Source organism: Bradyrhizobium sp. USDA 327 (assembly GCF_041262065.1).
GTDB lineage: Bacteria > Pseudomonadota > Alphaproteobacteria > Rhizobiales > Xanthobacteraceae > Bradyrhizobium > Bradyrhizobium liaoningense.
In genome coordinates this window covers 7884099-7901522 of the sequence record NZ_JBGCCW010000001.1, presented here as the reverse complement: position 1 = coordinate 7901522, position 17424 = coordinate 7884099, and the positions used below count along the sequence as shown (strand labels likewise).

Here is a 17424-nt window from a genome sequence, read left to right as displayed (position 1 = left end):
TTGCAGACGATCGCGGCCCATCGCGCAGCGATCAGGCATGGACGATGAAGTCGCTCGCCTGGACCTGGGCGACACCCTTCAGGAGGATGGTGTCCGTCGCATTGATCGTGATCAGGGTGTCAGCTCCTGAGGCCACCACGTGCTGGGCTATCCATGCCGAGTCGATATCGGTCGCCACAACCGCCGTCAGGTTGATGTGGTCCTGACCGTGCTCAAAATCGAGGATCGTGTCGTGGTCAGAGTCGGCGGCGAACACGAACTGATCCTGATAGCCGGTCCCGAAGAACACGTCCTTGCCGGTCGTACCTGCGAGAGACACCGTGCCTTGTTCGGTCAGGTTGAAGATCAAATTGACCGTGTCAGTCGCGTTGTGGCTGTCGGTCACGGTGACCGCGATCTGGCCCGTCGCAGGTGCGTTCTCGCCTAGTTCGGTATAGGTAACCGCCTGCAGTGCCGAATTGATGGCGGCCAGGGAGCCCGACCCCTCCGACGGATTCACGCTAGCGCCCGACGCCGCAGTCGCCGCGATCGTGAACGTGTCGTTGGTGTCGGGATCAGCGACGGACAGACCGTGGACGGTGACCACACCGCCGTTCTGGGTCACGTTGAGCTGGTCGACATTGATCACCGGCGCGTCGTTGGCACCGGTGATCGTCACCGTGACCACGGCCGTGTCGGTCCCGAGCTGACCGTCGTCGAGCGTGATGGTGGACACCACCTTCACGGTCTCGCCCTCGCCGAGGAAGTCGAGCGCTTGGTCGGCGATCGAATAGCTCCAGCCAACGGCGCCGTTGTTCTTGTTGCCGGCCTGCTGAAGGCTCAGGGCATGCTCCAGCGCGTCGATCTGGTCCTGGGTCAGCGTCAGCGGCGTCTCACCGTCAGCGGCGAGCCCGGTCACGTCCTGGCCGGAGACCGTCGCCGTCGGCCGGTCGGTGAGATCGACGTCCTTGAAGTGAATCGTGCCGGATCCGCCCGATACCGGGTCGAGCGCGGAGGAGCCTGTGGTGTCCGGAAGCTCGGCGAAGGCCACGCTCGGTGCGGCCTCGGCCGCGGTGAAGGCCGGCGCGTCATCGACCGCGTTGAACGTGATCAGCGTGCCGCCATGGCCATCGGAGCTGCCGGCGAAATGCGCGTTGCTGTAGTCCGCGCCGACCAGGGTCAGCTGGATGCTGTGACCGTTCGCATCGGTCACCATCAGCACGCCGCCGGTCGCGGGATTGGAATTGGGCACGTAGACCGCGCTGGTGCCATCGCCGTACGCGATGGTCGACAGGTCGATCTGGTCGGTCGCGGACAATCCCGCGATCGATCCGCCAAAGGTCGACGTGTCGATCTGAAGCCTGGCGCCGTCGCCTGCCAGCGTGATCGTCTGCGATACCGCGTCCTCGAGCTTCAGCGTCGCGCCGGCATCCACGGTGACCGACCCCGAGCCCGACAGCGTGCCGACCAGCGTCAACGTGCCGGTGTGGACCTCGATCGAGTGATTGTTGATGATGGTGCCCGTGATCGATGCAGTACCCCAGCTGTCGATCTCGTTCGAATTGGTGATGCCGAGCCCGGTCACGGATATCGAGGCACCATTGAGCAGATCGATCTCGCCGGCGTTGACGATCGAGGACACGTTTCCGAAGACGCTGGTGCCGGCCACCGTCCAGATGCCGCACGCCTGATTGTAGAAGATCGCGCTGGCAACGGAGATGTTGCCGTTGATCTCGGCGGTATTGTTGATCGTGATGCTGCCGTCGATCGTGACAATCGCGTCGGTGGTGGAGGTCAAATCCGCAACGGCTGGCCCGATGATGCCGTCATTGTCGACCACCGAACCAGTTGCCTGCTCGATGTGGATCGCAGCATTGCCTCCGGAACCCAGGATCGACCCGGAGTTGACGATGTGGATCGAGCCGATCGCGCCCGAAAACTCCAGCGTCGCGTCGTGATCCACGATCAGCGTGCCGACGCCGGTGATGCCGCCGGACAGATTCAGCGTGCCGGCCTGGACTTCGATCGTACCGGTGTTGGTCACGGCGCCTGTGATCGTGTTGCTGCCGGAGACGCTGTAGAGATTGCCGGCATTGGTCAGGCTGCCGCCATTGATCGTGACGTCGGTCAGATGGAGCTTCGAGGCGCCGTCGACTACGATCGTGCCGCCGGCGTTGGCGATGGTGGCCGTCGTCAGCCTCAGCGTGCCGCCGGCCACCGCCTCGATCAGTCCCTGATTGGTGATGGCATGAAGCAAGCCGGGATCGATCGTCAGCGTGCCGCTAGTGACGGAGACCGTGCCTGTGTTGTTGATGTCGGCGCTGTGGACCGCGCTGGTGCCAGTCGATACCAGCGCGCCCGCGATCGTCACCGTGCCGCCGCTGATGGTTGCGTCGCTGATCGATAGCTTACCCGAGGCATCGACCGTGACGTGGCCGGCATTGGCGACGCTGGAGCCTTGGTCGATGGTCAGCCAGCCATTCGCCAGCACCTTGATCGTGCCGCCGGCGGCATTGGAGACGGCCTCGTTGGCAAACTCGACCGTACCATTGACATTGACCGTGCCGGAATTGTTCAGCGTGCCGTTCTCGATCGGGCTGGTGCCGTCGAGCTCAAGCGTCCCGAGAATCGCGACGGTGCCGCCATCGACGGTCGCGCCATCGACGATCAGCGTCGCGCCGGCATCGACCTGGATGGTACCGCAGGCATTGGTGACGTCGCTCTTCAGCAGCAGCGTGCCGCCGGAGAGGTCGATTATGCCGGAATTGGCAATGGCGGTCAGGGTATCGATCGTGCCGCCTGCGGCCAGGGTGAGCGTGCCCGCATTCGTGATCGTGCTGGTGTTGGTGACGACCACACCGGATGTCCGGGTGATCGTTTCGACATCGATCGTCCCGCCGACGGTGACGTGACCTCCGAGCGAGTTGGTAAACTTCGCGTCGGCATTCAGGGCAAGCTTGCCCCCGATGGTCAGCGTGCTGTTGTTGATGACCTCCGGAGTCTCGTGGCCCGGCGTCGTGTCGTAGTCGTCGAGCGTCAAGGAATTGGCATAGGCGGCGGCATCGATCGTCACCGGATAGGACGGGGTCAGGCCGTGGAGCTGATCGGTGATGACGATGACGTCGTCGTGGATGGTCGGAACCGTACCGGTGGCCCAGTTCGCCGCGTCCTTCCAGAAGCCGCCGGAGGGAGCGCCGGGTCCCTCGGTCGCGATCCACACCACGGCAGGCGCATCGGTGCCGGTGATCGTGACGGTGATGGTCTGCTGCGAGGTCGCGCCTTGCGAGTCCGTGAGCGTCACGGTGTAGACCAGCGTCAGCACCTCACCCTTCGGGATGAAGTCGGCGAGATAGACGGGCAGATCGGCCAGCGACCAGTTGATGGTTCCGGTGCCGTCCCCGGTGCTGTCCGCGCCCGCCGCGATCGCAACCGACATCGCGCTCTGGAACGCCGCGAGCGGGCCCGGCGGCACGGTGCCATCAGGCAAGGTCGCGCTGGTCAGCGCCACCGACACCGTATGCTTGTCGGTGAGGTCGACGTCGCTGAAGTTCAGCGTGCCCGACGTCGGAACGTCGCTGGTGAGCGGACCGCCCGGCACGCTGGTGCCGCCTTCGAAGGTGATGATCGGAACGCTGATGGTCACCACCGGCTTGTCGTTCGTCCCCGTGATCGTGATGGTGATCGGGATGAACCTGGACTCGGGGTTCACCACGAAATTGGTATCGACCCGCACCATGTAGGTCAGCGTCAGGGTTTCGCCGGCCGCGAGGAAGTCGAAGACCTTGTCGGGGATCGTGTAGGTCCAGACCGCCGAGCCGTTGTTCTCGTTGGCGGGGTCGGCAACGACGCTGATCTGGATCTGCGTCGCCGCGATGCCCTGCTTCTGGAGCTCGGTGAGCGAGCCGGTAACGTCCTGCTGGCCGGCGCTCTTGTAGACGTAGTTCGGCGCTTCGGCGAGGCTCACCGACACCGTCGGCCGGTCGCCGAGGTTTTGATCGACGAATCTGATCAGGCCGGTGATCGTATCGGCATGCGTGTCGCCCGTTATGCCCGCGCGCTCAGTCAGCGCGAAGGCCGTCTTTATATTACCGCCGACGTCGACGCTTTGCACGATCGGCTGGCCGGGAACACGGGTGGCCTGCTGCGTTGAATTGCTGGGGCCGTCGCGTCCCTGCGGGCTGAGATCGACGAATGTCGCGACTGCGACGGGGCCGGACCCCGACTTGAGCACGAAGTCCAGGCTGATCGGCGTGATCGTGTCGGTGAAGTTCGTGGTCAGCTTGGTGTTGGTGTTGTTGTCGGTGAACTTCAGCGTGAACACGTCCGTGATCAGCTTCTGAATTTCCGGCGACATCAGCGCATTGCCGATCGAGACGTTGCCGCCACTGATCTGGATCATCTGGCCGGCCTGGTTGACCGTCGCGATCGGCAGCAGCGTGACCTTGTCGAACAGGATGTAGGAGCCGGTCGTGCCGTTCGGCTCGACCAACACCTGGAAGCTCGCCTGCGGCTGCGGATCGCCGCCACCGGCGGGAACGACGAAGTTGATCTGGGTCAGCACTGCCGTGCCGCGGATGCCCATGGTGGCGACCGGCGTGTCGACCTTCATGTCGCCATGCTTGGCGGTCTCGCCGGCGACGAAGGTGATGGTGCCCGCGACCAGGCTGAGCAGCGAGGAGTTGCTCGACCCGTTGGGGTCGTAGACCATCTCGTTCAGCACCATCCGCGCATTGGAGGACAGGCCGAACACGGTGCCGTCGATGAAGGTGATGCCGAGCGTCGAATCGGCGCCGGTCGAGACCACGTCGCCCTTCTCGACATTGTCGCCGTTGTTCAGGATGACCGAGACGCCGTTGCGAATCGCGGTCGCGCTGCCGGAGAGTTTTGTGACGTGACCGATGACCTGGGCCGCAGCGGCGCCGGGCGCGGCCTGGGCAACCTGGACGTGGCCGGTGAGGGCATTGACGATGTCGCCGGTGAGGTGGGCGCCGTCGGGCGAGGCGATCGCGGCGCGCTTCTCGCCCCTGAAATAATCATGAACCACAAACTCCTGACCTTCGTGGGACAGCACGAGATCGAGGCCGGCGCGCTTGAACTCGCCGTTGAAGATCAGGTTGGGGTCGGGAACAACGAACGCGCCATCAGGCACATGGCCGTGCCCCTTTGCGATGAAGGGCTTGGCCACGAGGGAATCGGCATGGACGTGGCCAGGCGCGGAAACCTGGCCGTCCAAGGACGTCGCGGCGTCAAATTTGCCAGCGTAATTCAACCGGGCACCGCAAAAAGGGTTTAAATTTAAGTAAGTATCAACCGCCTAAGCTTGCTTAGCATTACCAAGTCCTTAGCGAAACCATCTATTGCTTGTGTGATTTCGCGTGACCTGGCCGTAAGAGCCCCGGCAGGCCAGCGCCTTCCCAGAGAAGCTGAAGTAACATTCCAAGCATTCTGAAGTCGAAATGAGCTTAGATGCACGCATTTCCCATCATCCCAAGTCGTTTATTGTAAAATTGGTCGAAGAGATACTTGCGTTATCTTTCTCGCATGATGCCCTGCAACATCCTGCGCCAAATATGGAACTAGATCTGTGACCTAACTAACAGAACCAGTGAAATAGCGCGCTGTTAGCCATAGGATGCAGAATCAGCGACCTCGCAACTCCTGCCTGCAACAGGCTCCATATCATGGCAGCGTGCCCTCCTAGGCCTCGGATCGTAAAATTTTAGGCAATTTGGGCAGGCCTGTTTCAGCCTGTCCCACGGTTTTGGGACCCCTGCCGGTCGCGTTAAGCAGAACAAAACGGCCCGCCTCGCACTATCTCCAGGAAAGCAACGAAGCCCGGCACGTCGAGATCGAGGGGGATCTCGCGAAGCCTGGCAAGGGGATGTCAGATGGAGACCGCTGCTCGCTCGCGCGCCTGGCGCGCAATCCTGATCTTGTGCGGCCTGATCCTGCTCGGATCGGCCGCCGAGCTTCGCGCCGGCACGCTGCTGTCGCCAGGCGCCGGCGTCCTCGTACGCAAATCCGCCGAACCGTTCGGCGTGTTCGCCTTCGCCATCTCATCCGGCGGCCTCCAGCAGAAATGGTCCACGCTGAAGGACAAGCTCGACGACGACATGGTGCAGCTCGCGCTGTGCGATGGCGACCGGGACAATTGCGTCTCGCCCGCAGCCCTGAAGCTGCTCGCCATCGTCGACCAGGCCCGCGCCCGCGATGGCCGTGCGCGCCTCGGCGAGACCAACCGCGCCATCAATCTCGCCATCCACGCCGCCAACGACGGCACCGACGATGTCTGGAGCTCGCCGCTCGCGACCTTCGCGCGCGGCGCCGGCGATTGCGAAGACTATGCCATCGCCAAGCTCGCAGCGCTGCGGCTGGCGGGCATTCCTCCCGAAGACCTCCGCATCCTCGTGGTGCGCGACACCCGCGCCGGCGAAGAGCACGCGATTGCTGCTGCACGGCTCGACGGCCACTGGCTGATGCTCGACAATCGCCGCATGGCGATGGTCGAGGACGACGCTGAGCGGAGCTATCAACCGCTGTTCGCGCTCTACCAGTCGGCCGTGATGAAGTATGTCGACGAGCCGGTGCGAGTCTCGATCGCGGCCGCCGAGGCGCGTTGATCCTTCCTGTAGCCCGGATTCAACCACCACAAACTCGTTTCGCCGCGCGATCCCAGACGCTAGCATGGCACCTTCCATTCGGGGGCGACCGGAATGCGATTCATCGTGCTGTCTGTGCTTGCGTTGCTGGCATTGCCGGCGGCCGCCTCGGCGCAATCCGAACGCTCGATCGCCGACAGGCTGCCGCTGTTTGCCAAGAACAACTGCCAGCAGATTCGCGACCCCGGCAACCAATTATTCTGCGGTGACGCCGAGCTGGCCGCCGCCGCCGAGAAGCTGAGCACGGCGATCGAGGCGCGTCTCGCCCGCCTGCCCGATCGCCTGCCTGCAATCGAGGAGAATGCGATCTGGATCCGACAGCGCAATCTCGGCTGCGGCATCGTCGGCCAGGCAGCCATCCGCCCCGACGATTTCGACCGGGTGAAGGCGTGCCTGCTCAAGGTGACCGAGGAGCGCGCCGCGATCGTGCGCGATCCTGATTTCGACTGCCTCGCGGCCAGCACCGCAGCGGGCGCACTGATCTGCGCGGACCCGGCGCTGGCGCTCGCCGAAACCGAGCTCAACGGCCAGGCGCTCGGCCTGATCGGCAAACTGGACCCCGACTGCGGCCCGCTTTGCCTTCGCCGAATATGGAAGGTGGACGCGGGAGCGCGACCGCAAATGCAATCTGGTCGGCAAGGAGAACGTGCCGCTGCAAGAGCTCGAATCCGCGGAGGACTGTCTCGCCGACCATCTGAAGCACAAGACCGACGAAATCCGCGCGGCGAAGGGGGACCCCAAGAAGGTGTTCGGCCGGCAGGTCGCGGCCCGCTCACCCGACACCGACGCGGTCGATTTCTGCGCCGCGCGCATCCATGCGGCCAATTCCTGCGGCAACTTCCTGCGCATCAATCGCGTCTACGCCATCGACAGCCAGGTGACCGAGCAGGAGGCGCAGGTCACCGGCGAAATCGAGATGGCCGTGCTGGCGCCCTTCACCATGTGCAGCAAGATCGCCTCCACCTGCACCGGCACCTGCTGGGACGCAAGGACGGGGCGTCCGCAGCCGGGAGCCGGCAACAAGGGACGTTCCACCGAGGCCTTCAGCGTCACCCGCCGCCTGAGGATCCAGCGGACGTTTGCCTTCGTGAAGGCCGCCGACGGCTGGCGCTGCCGGGAAGACGAGCTGGCTCCGGTGAACTCGGGCACCGCGAGCGGGGGATCATGAACCCTTACCCTCCCTGGAGGGGCAGAGCTATCGCATATGACTTTTCGGACGGGCCTGAGCAAGCGCCTCGTCCTCGAGACGACCGCTTTGCGGTCTCCTCAGGACGAGGCTTCGCTAAAGCGGCACCCTTGAAGCTGCTGCTGAACACTCCGGCCCTCATCCTGAGGGCCCGCCGGAGGCGGGCGTCTCGAAGGATGGCTGCAGGCGAGTTTCCCGCCGCATTTCCTCATATGCGATTGCCCTGCCCTCCAGGGGAGGGTGAAAGCAAACATCAGAACATCAGATTGTCCTTCACCAGCACCCAGCGGCCGCCCTTGACCTGCTGCACCTGGGTGATGGTGTTGGCGAGGTGGTCGGTCTTGGAGAACTTGGTCGGCGGCGAGTTGAAGATGTCGAGGAATTTCTCGCCCGACTCGAGCGAGTCCAACATCTTCTGGCCCGTCAGATCCTTGCCCGCCTTGTTCGCGTAGAAGGCGAACGTCATCATCGCGTTGTAGCCGATGATCGCCTGCGTGTTGGCGTCTGCGTTGAACATCTTCTTGTAGTTGACAAGCCAGTCCTTCACCTTGCCCTTGGCGGTGTCCTCATAGGGAATCTCGAAGCCGCTGGCGGCATAGAGACCCTCGACGGCTTCCTTGCCCAGCGCCGGAACCTCCATCACGTTGGTGGGCGTGGCACCGAGGAAGGTGACGTCCCAGCCGAGCTTCTTGGCTTCGGACATCGCCCCGATGGTCTCGCGGAGCACGGTGCCGAGCACGACGAGGTCGCAGCCGTCGGACTTCATCTTGGCGATCTGCGCGCTGAAATCGGAGGCGCCGCGCTTGTAGCTCGTGATCGACGCCGGCTGCGTCTTCATGGCGGTGAGTTGCTGATTGAAGCCGTCGAGCACGTTCTTCCCGTACTCGTCGTCCTGATGCATGATGCAGGGCTTCTTGAAGCCCTTCCACTCCATCATGTATTTCAGTGCGGCCCGCGTGCTCTCGACGTATGGCAGCAGATTGTTGAACTTCAATCGTTCCTGCGGCTTGGCTGGATCGAACTTGAAGGTGAACTCGGCCGCCGTCAGCGGGAAGAGCTGCAGGACGCCGGCGTCGAAGAGGATGTCCTGCGCGGCGAGCACCGTCGGCGATCCCATCGGTCCTACCATCGCGAAGATCTTGTCGCGCTCGATCAGTTTTTGCGAAGCCAGCACGGCCTTTTTCGGGTCATAGCCGCTGTCCTCGACGACCAGCCGGATCTTGCGGCCGTTGATCCCGCCAGACGCATTGATCTCCTCGGCCGCCATCTTCATGCCGTTTGCGACCGGGACGCCCCAGCCCTTGATCGGGCCCGACAGGTCCTGGTGAGTACCGACGACGATCTCGGTCGCCGAGATGCCTTCGTTGGTGACCTTGGTTTGCGCTGCGGCCGGCAGACAGGTGAGTGCCACCGCGCCCACCGCTAGGCCGAACGTCCTGAACGATTTCGACATTGACGTCTCCTCTCCTCAAGGCCCGTGTTGCACGAAGGGCGGGGCCATGGCTCCTTCGCTTTCTCGAGTTTGCAGGCGCCTCACGCCACCGCGCGCTCGCGATACATCGCCTCGATCTCGGCGGCGTAGCGCTTGTTCACGAAGCCGCGCTTCAGCTTCATGGTCGGCGTCAGCTCCTCGTCCTCGGGAGTGAGCTGGCGCTCGATCAGATAAAACCTCTTGATGGTCTCGACACGGGCAAAATTGCCGTTGACCTGTTCGATCTCGCGCCAGATCAGGTCCTGGATTTCCCTCGCCCGGCACAGGCTTGCGTAATTGGTGAAGGGGATGTCGTGATCCTGGGCGAACTTCTCGACGTTCTCCTGGTCGATCATCACGAGGCAGGTGAGATACGGCCGTTTGTCGCCGATCACCACGGCGTCGGAAATGTAGGGCGAGAACTTGAGCTGGTTCTCGATCTCGGACGGCGTGATGTTCTTGCCGCCGGAGGTGATGATGATGTCCTTCATCCGGTCGGTGATGCGGACGAAGCCTTCATTGTCGATGGTGCCGACGTCGCCGGTGTGCAGCCAGCCGCGCGGATCGATGGTCTCGGCCGTCTTCTCCGGCTGGTTCAGATAGCCCATGAACAGGAAGTCGCCCTTGATCAGGATCTCGCCGTCGGGCGACAGCGCGACCTCGCCCCAGGGCACCGCGGTGCCGACCGAGCCGAGCTTGATCCTTTCCGCCGGCATCATGGTGGCGACCCCGCAATTCTCGGTCTGGCCATAGACCTCGTGTATGTCGATGCCGAGCGCCAGATACCAGCGGATCAGCTCCGGTGCGATCGGCGCCGCGCCGGTGAACGCGATGCGGCAACGATCGAGCCCGATCATGCGGCGAATGTTGCGGAACGCGATCTGGTAGGCGATGCGGTTGGCGATCCGCAGCGACAGCGGCGGCGCCCTGCCCTCGAGCCGGCACTCGACCATGCGGTAGCCGATGCCGATCGCACGCCGATAGACCCATTGCTGCAGCGGCGTCGCATCCTTCAGCGCGATGGTGATGGCGGAATAGAACTTTTCCCAGATGCGCGGCACCGCGAGGAAGACGGTCGGCTGCACCTCGCGCAGATTGTCCGGCACGGTTTCCGGGCTCTCGGCGAAATTCATCACCGAGCCGAGCGCGACCGAGATGTAGTAGCCGCCGATGCGCTCGGCGACATGGCAGAGCGGCAGGAAGATCAGCCGGTCTTCGTCCTCTCGCGCCGGAATGAAGTCGTTGGCATGGCGCATCTGGTGCGTGACGCTGCGGTTGGCGTGCATCGCGCCCTTGGGCGGACCGGTCGTGCCGGACGTATAGACGAGGATCGCGAGATCGCCAGCGCTGCGGCTGTCGATCATCTCCTGCCACAGTGCTTCGCGGCCGACCATGTGGTTGCGGGCCGAGCGCGCGAAGCTCGTCGAGCGACAGCACCATGTCATCACAGAAGCCGCTGAGGCCCTCCATGTCGAACACGATGATCTTCTGCAGGGACGGACAGCGTGCGCGGCAGGTGAGAATCTTGTCGAGCTGCTCCTCATCCTCGGCGAAGATCACCCTGGTGCGGGAATCGTTGACGAGATACTCGACTTGGGACGCGGAATCGGTCGGATAGATTCCGGAAGAGACGCCGCCGGCGCACAGGATACCCATGTCGGCATGGACCCATTCCGGGACGGCGTTGGCGACGATGGAGGCGACGTCGCCGGGCATGAAGCCGATCGCGCGAAGCGCGTAGGCGATCTCCTTCGAGATCTCCAGCCATTCGCGCCAGCTCATCGGCTGCCAGATGCCGAACTTCTTCTCGCGGATCGCCGGCCTGTCGCCCCGCGTCTCGGCGGCGCGCAGGAAGCTCTTCGCGATCGTATCAGCGACCGTCAGCACCGCCGGTCGGGCCATGCGCCTCTCCTCCTCCTTGTCGCCAGCCTCCGCTGCCTGCCTTGCCGGCGGTCTATGTTGCGGATGGCAGGCTCATCTTACTGCCAGCTCTTCCTCACCGCCACGTCTTCTTCTTTTTCCAGCGCCGCTCGCCTCGCGCGCCCGCTTCCTTGGCGCCAAGGTAGAACTCCTGAATGTCCTGGGAATGCATCAAGCGGTCGCAGCTGTCGTTCATCACGATACGGCCGATCTCCAGCACATAGCCGTAATGTGCCGTCTCCAGCGCCACCTTGGCGTTCTGCTCGACCAAGAGGATCGACATGCCCTGCTCCTCATTGACCCTGCGGATGATGGTGAAGATCTCCTTCACCAGCAGCGGTGACAGACCGAGCGAGGGCTCGTCGAGCAGCAGCAGCGTCGGCCGGTTCATCAGGGCGCGTCCGATCGCGAGCATCTGCTGCTCGCCGCCGGAGAGCTGTCCGGCCGGCTGGTTGATGCGCTCCTTCAACCGCGGGAAATAGCCGTAGACACGCTCCAGATCCTCCGCAACGCCGTCCCGGTCCTTGCGCGGATAGGCGCCCATCATCAGGTTCTCGCGCACGGAGAGGAACGGAAACACCTCGCGCCCCTCCGGCACATGACTGAGACCAAGCCGCACGATCCGGTCGGCCTCCATGCGCTGGATCGGCCTGCCCAGAAACTCGATCGTTCCCTTCTGCGGATCGAGGATGCCCGAGATGGTCTTCAGCACCGTGGTCTTGCCGGCCCCGTTCGCCCCGAGCAGCGTGACGATTCGGCCGCGCGGCACTTCCAGCGAGATGCCCCGGATCGCCATGATCGGCCCGTAATAGCTCTCGACGTTGGAGAGCTTCAGGATGGTGTCCGGGGTCGTGGCGGCATCCATCGGTCAGGCTCCCAGATACGCGGCGACGACGTCGGGGTGCTGCTGCACCTCGGCGGGCGAGCCCATCGCCAGCACCCGGCCATAGTTCAGCGCGATGACCCGATCGGAGACGCGATTGACCAGCGACATGTCGTGCTCGACCATCAGCACGGTGACGCCGAGCTCGTTCTTCAGGTCGCGGATCCAGAACGACATGTCGCCGGTCTCCTCGACATTGAGCCCGGACGACGGTTCGTCGAGCAGGATCAGTTTGGGCTCCGAGCACAGGGCGCGCGCCAGCTCGATGACCTTGCGCACGCCGTAAGGCAGCCCCGAGATCAGCTTGTCGCGATAGGGTTCGAGATCGAGGAATTCGATGATCTGCTCGACCCGGCGGCGATGCACCTTCTCGTTGGCCCGCACGCTCGGCAGGAACAGCAGCTCCTGCCAGAGCTGCGTGGTCGAATGGCGGTGGCGGCCGACCAGGAGATTCGACAACACGGTCGCATTCTCGAACAACTCGATGTTCTGGAAGGTGCGGGCGATGCCGAGCCTGGCGATGTCGTAGGGCGGCTGCTCGGTAATGTCCTGGTCCTCGAAGAAGATGCGGCCCGAGGTCGGCCGGTAGATCCGCGAGATCAAGTTGAAGATCGAGCTCTTGCCGGCGCCGTTCGGCCCGATGATCGAGAGGATCTCGCCCTTCTCGACCGCGAACGAGACCGCATCGACGGCCTTGAGGCCGCCGAAATGCAGCGACAGGTTCTCGGCACGGAAATAGCTCATCGATTGCGCTCCGACTTCACATAGATCTTCTGCCGCTTGAAGGTGGCGCGCTTGTAGAGCGGGAACAGCTGGAAGAAGAGCTTGATCTTCAGCCAGCGGCCGTAGAGCCCGAGCGGCTCGAACAGCACGAACAGCACAATGATGATGCCGTAGATCGCGCCCTTCAGGCCATTGAGCGAGGCGAAGGCCGCGACGTTCGACTGGATGTTTCCCGCAGTCGCCGTGCTCGCCCCGAAGGTCGCGGCGATGCCGGCGATGATGCCGGGCATGTCGTCCTTGAGATAGGTCAGGAACGGATCAATCATCACGATGAAGATCGCGCCCAGCACCGCCCCGTGCAGGCTGAAAGTGCCGCCGATCAGGATCACGATGATGAACTCGATCGAGAGCTGGAGCGTGAACATCTCCGGCGAGATGAAGGAGAGCTTGTGCGCGAACAGAACGCCGGCAAAGCCGGTGATCGCCGCCGAGATGGCAAAGGACTTCACCTTGTAGAGCGCGACATTGACGCCCATACTGCGCGCCGCCGTCTCGCTGTCGCGGATCGCGACGAAGGCACGGCCGGTCGGCGAGCGAAGCAGGTTGAGCGTGCCGACGATGGTCAGCACCAGCACGGCAAGACAGAGGTAATAGAAGGTCGGGCTGTCGCGCGGCACCGCGACGCCGAGCAGCGACAGCGTCTTGACCCGCATGCCCTCGTTGCCGTGGGTCACGCTCTCCCAGCGCGCCAGGATCTCCTCGACGATCAAGGCAAAGGAGATGGTGGCGATGACGAGGTAGATGCCGGTGAGCCGCAGGGCAGGAAAGCCGACCATGGCGCCGATGATGCCGGTCAAGAGCCCGGCGGCGAGGAAGTAGACCGGGAACGGCACGTTGTATGTCTGCAAATAGGCCGCGGTGTAGGCCCCGATCGCGAGGAACGCGGCGTGCCCGAGCGAAGCCTGGCCGGTGAAGCCAGTCAGGATCAAAAGCGCCACGCCGACGATTGCGTAGATGCAGACGAAGACGAGCTGGCTCATCAGATAGCTGGACAGCACATGCGGTGCGATCAACAGCAGGGCGAGCAGGACACCGTAGGTGACGACGTAGCCCGAATGCGGAAACAGCCTGATGTCGTCTTCATAATCGGTCTTGAACATGAAGCGCATGGCGTTCAGACCTTCTTGCGGACGTGGAGGCCGAACAGGCCTTCGGGCTTCAGGAGCAGCACCGTCAGCAGCACGACATAGGGCGCGACGTCCTTCCAGCCCTCCGGCAGGTAGAAGCCGGCCATGCTCTCGATCACCCCGATCAGGACGCCGCCGACCACTGCACCGGGGATAGAGCCGAAGCCGCCGAGCACGGCGGCGGGAAATGCCTTCAGGCCGAGCACGAGGCCGACATTGGAGTGGATGAAGGTGATCGGCGCCAGCAGCACGCCGGCGCAGGTCGCGACCGCCGCGCTGATCGCCCAGACGACCGACACCACGCGCTTGACCGGAATGCCCATATAGTAGGCTGCCAGCATGTTCTCGGAACTGGCGCGCATCGCAGTGCCGAGCATGGTCTTGTTGAAGAACAGCCAGAGCAGCGCGCACAGGATCATCGTCGCCGCGATCACCGAGAGCTTGTCATAGGCCAGCACCAGCGAGCCCATGCGCAGCACGCCCTGGCTGAACGGCGTCTCGATCTTCAGGTCGTCGGTGCCCCAGATCATGCCGGCGACCGAGCGCAGGAAATAGCCCAGCCCGATCGTCGCCATGATGATCGAGAACTGCGGATAGCCGAGGATCGGCCGCACCACCACGCGCTCCGCCACCATGCCGAACAGCGCCATCGCGGCCACCGCACCGGCAAAGCCGATCCAGTAGTTCAGGCCCATCATGCCGATGAAGGTGAAGGCGAAGAAGCCGCCCAGCATCATCAGATCGCCCTGGGCGAAGTTGACGACCTCGGTGGCCTTGTAGACGAGCACGAAGCCGAGCGCGATCAGGCCGTAAACGCAGCCGAGCGCAACACCGCTGACCAGCTGCTGAACAAAATCCAGCATCGACGCGTGTCCTCCCGATGCGCCCCGCGGTTCTTCCCGACCGCCTTGCCGCATCTTGTGTCCAGTCGCTACGCAGTCGTTTCGCTGCGTTAGCGCCATTTGTCCCGGCGCCAATTCAGCCTGAACGCCCGCGCGCTGTCAACAAACGGTGACTTGCCTTTGGTCGATCCCGGATGAGGAATTTGAGGCAAAGCGATTCACCGTGCCGAAATATCTTCGGGTCATGGTCTCGGACGATGCAAAACCGGATGGTGTGGCCGTCATGAAGCCGGACAACTCGGCGCTGGAAGTCCGAGGGTTAACGAAGCGTTTTGACCGTCCGGCGGTCGACAGCCTCGATCTCACCATTCACGCCGGCGAATTCTATGCGCTGGTCGGCCCCAATGGCGCCGGCAAGACCACCAGCCTGCGCATGGTTGCGGGCCTGCTGCGCCCCGATGCCGGCGCGATCTCGATCTTCGGCGTCGATGCGTTACAGAGGCCCCCCGCCGCCAAGCAGGTGATGGCATGGGTCTCCGACGAGCCCATGATCTACGACAAGCTCACCCCGCTCGAATACCTCGAATTCGTCGCCGGCCTCTGGGGCATCGCCCCCTCGGCCTCGGAACCGGTCGCGCAAGAGCTGCTCAGCTCGCTCGGGCTCGCGCCGCACCGGCACGAGCGCTGCGAGGGCTTCTCCAAGGGCATGCGCCAGAAGGTCGCTCTCGCGGGGGCCCTGGTGCACGATCCCCGCCTCATCATCCTCGATGAGCCGCTTACGGGGCTCGATGCCGTCTCCGCACGCCACGTGAAGGACCTGCTCAGCGAGCGCGTCCGCGCCGGCTGCACCGTCATCATGACCACGCATATTCTCGAGGTCGCCGAGCGTATGGCCGACCGCATCGGCGTGATCGCGTCCGGACGCCTGGTCGCCGAAGGCACGCTGGCGGAGCTGCGTCAACAAAACGGCCATGCCGACACCAGCCTCGAGGATCTCTTCATCGCGCTGGTGACGCTTCAGGCCGCAGCATGAGCTCGGCAACGGCGCTGTCCTGGTTTGCCCGCCACGAGCTGCGGCTCGCCTGGCGCGAATGGTTCGCCATGATGACCGGCGGGCGGCGCAAGCGGACGCGCGCTGCCGTCATCGGCCTGCTCTGCTTCGCCGCGCTGCTGCACCTGCCGGCCTGGGCGGTGATCGGCCGTTTCGCCGACCTGCGGCTGCCGCTCGACAAATCCTCGCTGATCGTGATTTCGGCGACGATTTTTCTCGCCTGGACCTTGATGCTGTCGCAGGCGATCGAGTCCGTGACGCGGGTGTTCTACGCCCGGGCCGATCTCGACCTGATCATGTCCTCGCCGGCGACGCTGACCAATCTGTTCTCGGTCCGCATCGCCGCGATCGCGCTGACCGTCACCGTGCTGGCGCTGCTGTTCTCGACGCCCTTCATCGACGTGCTGGTGATCGGCGGTGGCGCGCGCTGGCTTGCCGCCTTCGGCGTCGTTATTGCGATGGGCCTGTCGGCCGCGGCGATCGCGATCGCCGTCACCATTCTCTTGTTCCGCCTGATCGGCCCGGCGCGAACGCGCCTGATCGCCCAGGTCCTCGCCGCGATCATCGGCGCGGGCTTCGTGATCGCGCTGCAGGTCGCGGCGATCATGTCCTACGGGACGCTGTCGCGCTTCACCATCCTGACCTCAGGCAGCCTCATCGCCCACGCGCCCGACATCGGCAGCATCTGGTGGTGGCCGGCGCGGGCAACCATGGGTGACACCGAGGCGCTGCTGCTGCTTCTCGCGTTCGCCCTGGTGCTGCTCGGCAGCGTGATGGCGATCTTCTCGCACCGATTCGCCGACACCGCGATCGATGCAGCGGCATACGGCACGTCCGGCCGCGCCCGCGCGAAGGAGCGCCCGTTCCGCGGCGGATCGCGCCAGCAGGCGCTGCGGCGCAAGGAATTCATGCTCCTGTGGCGCGATCCCTGGCTGATCTCGCAGACGTTGATGCAGCTGCTCTATCTGGTACCGCCGGCACTCCTGCTCTGGCGCAACTTTGCCGACAGTTCCGCGGCGCTGACGCTGATCACACCTGTCATCGTGATGGCGGCCGGACAGCTTGCCGGCGGGCTCGCCTGGCTGACGATCTCGGGCGAGGACGCTCCCGATCTCGTCGCCGCCGCGCCGCTGACGTCGTCCAGCGTCATCCGCGCCAAGATCGAGGTGGTGCTGATCGCAATCGCCGTGATCTTCAGCCCGCTGGTCGCGGCGCTGGCCTTCGCCTCGCCATTCCAGGCGGCCATCAGCGCCGGCGCGATCATCGTCGGCGCAGCCTCGGCGACGGCGATCCAGCTCTGGTTCCGGGTGCAGGCCCGTCGCAGCCAATTCCGCCGCCGCCAGACGTCTTCGCGGCTTGCGACCTTTGCCGAAGCGTTCTCCTCGATCGGCTGGGCCGCGACCGCCGCTCTGCTGCTCGTCCTGCCGCTTGCCGGCTTCATCAGCGGCCTGATCACTGCCAGCCTCGTCGCCGTCACCTGGAGGTTCAGCCCAAGGCGGGCGTGAAGGTGCGACACTGACGCG

General features: G+C 64.1%; 10 protein-coding genes and 2 pseudogenes. 4 read left to right on the top strand and 8 right to left on the bottom strand.

Annotation, left to right across the window (positions count from 1 at the left end):
- Positions 1 to 31: 31 nt before the first annotated feature.
- Positions 32 to 5248, bottom strand: coding sequence for a beta strand repeat-containing protein (locus ABIA42_RS37300; RefSeq protein WP_370116013.1), 5217 nt, complete (start codon positions 5246 to 5248; stop codon positions 32 to 34).
- A 619-nt stretch (positions 5249 to 5867) separates the two neighbouring features.
- Here ABIA42_RS37300 and ABIA42_RS37295 point away from each other — a divergent pair.
- On the top strand, positions 5868 to 6599 hold the full coding sequence (locus ABIA42_RS37295; RefSeq protein ID WP_271527047.1) for a transglutaminase-like cysteine peptidase: 732 nt from the start codon (positions 5868 to 5870) through the stop codon (positions 6597 to 6599).
- A gap of 59 nt (positions 6600 to 6658) precedes the next feature.
- Here the strand turns inward: ABIA42_RS37295 and ABIA42_RS37290 are convergent, their stop codons facing one another.
- A complete protein-coding gene (locus ABIA42_RS37290; RefSeq protein ID WP_370157202.1) occupies positions 6659 to 6796 on the bottom strand; it encodes a hypothetical protein in 138 nt (45 codons plus the stop codon).
- Here ABIA42_RS37290 and ABIA42_RS37285 point away from each other — a divergent pair.
- Positions 6732 to 7806: pseudogene (locus ABIA42_RS37285) on the top strand (lysozyme inhibitor LprI family protein). The gene ABIA42_RS37290 and the pseudogene ABIA42_RS37285 overlap by 65 nt on opposite strands.
- A gap of 271 nt (positions 7807 to 8077) precedes the next feature.
- Here the strand turns inward: ABIA42_RS37285 and ABIA42_RS37280 are convergent.
- The 6 genes and pseudogenes from ABIA42_RS37280 to ABIA42_RS37255 all read right to left on the bottom strand — a co-directional run bounded on the left by ABIA42_RS37280 (position 8078) and on the right by ABIA42_RS37255 (position 14871).
- Positions 8078 to 9277: an ABC transporter substrate-binding protein gene (locus ABIA42_RS37280; RefSeq protein WP_370116016.1), complete on the bottom strand. Its 1200-nt coding sequence runs from the start codon at positions 9275 to 9277 to the stop codon at positions 8078 to 8080.
- 80 nt (positions 9278 to 9357) lie between these two features.
- Positions 9358 to 11197 (bottom strand): annotated as a pseudogene (locus tag ABIA42_RS37275) (long-chain fatty acid--CoA ligase).
- 94 nt (positions 11198 to 11291) lie between these two features.
- A complete protein-coding gene (locus ABIA42_RS37270) occupies positions 11292 to 12080 on the bottom strand; it encodes an ABC transporter ATP-binding protein (RefSeq protein WP_370116019.1) in 789 nt (262 codons plus the stop codon).
- 3 nt (positions 12081 to 12083) lie between these two features.
- Positions 12084 to 12842 carry an ABC transporter ATP-binding protein gene (locus ABIA42_RS37265; RefSeq protein WP_370116020.1) on the bottom strand — a complete coding sequence of 253 codons (759 nt, stop codon included), beginning with the start codon at positions 12840 to 12842 and terminating at the stop codon, positions 12084 to 12086.
- Positions 12839 to 13990, bottom strand: a complete 1152-nt coding sequence (locus ABIA42_RS37260) for a branched-chain amino acid ABC transporter permease (RefSeq protein WP_370116022.1) — start codon at positions 13988 to 13990, stop codon at positions 12839 to 12841. Before ABIA42_RS37260 ends, ABIA42_RS37265 begins: the two co-directional genes overlap by 4 nt.
- A gap of 5 nt (positions 13991 to 13995) precedes the next feature.
- Positions 13996 to 14871, bottom strand: coding sequence for a branched-chain amino acid ABC transporter permease (locus ABIA42_RS37255; protein WP_028179067.1), 876 nt, complete (start codon positions 14869 to 14871; stop codon positions 13996 to 13998).
- A gap of 262 nt (positions 14872 to 15133) precedes the next feature.
- Here ABIA42_RS37255 and ABIA42_RS37250 point away from each other — a divergent pair, with 262 nt between their 5' ends.
- Complete coding sequence (locus ABIA42_RS37250) at positions 15134 to 15883, top strand: ABC transporter ATP-binding protein (RefSeq protein WP_370123705.1); 750 nt, start codon at positions 15134 to 15136, stop codon at positions 15881 to 15883.
- A complete protein-coding gene (locus ABIA42_RS37245) occupies positions 15880 to 17406 on the top strand; it encodes a permease (protein WP_370116023.1) in 1527 nt (508 codons plus the stop codon). Before ABIA42_RS37250 ends, ABIA42_RS37245 begins: the two co-directional genes overlap by 4 nt.
- Positions 17407 to 17424 lie beyond the last annotated feature (18 nt).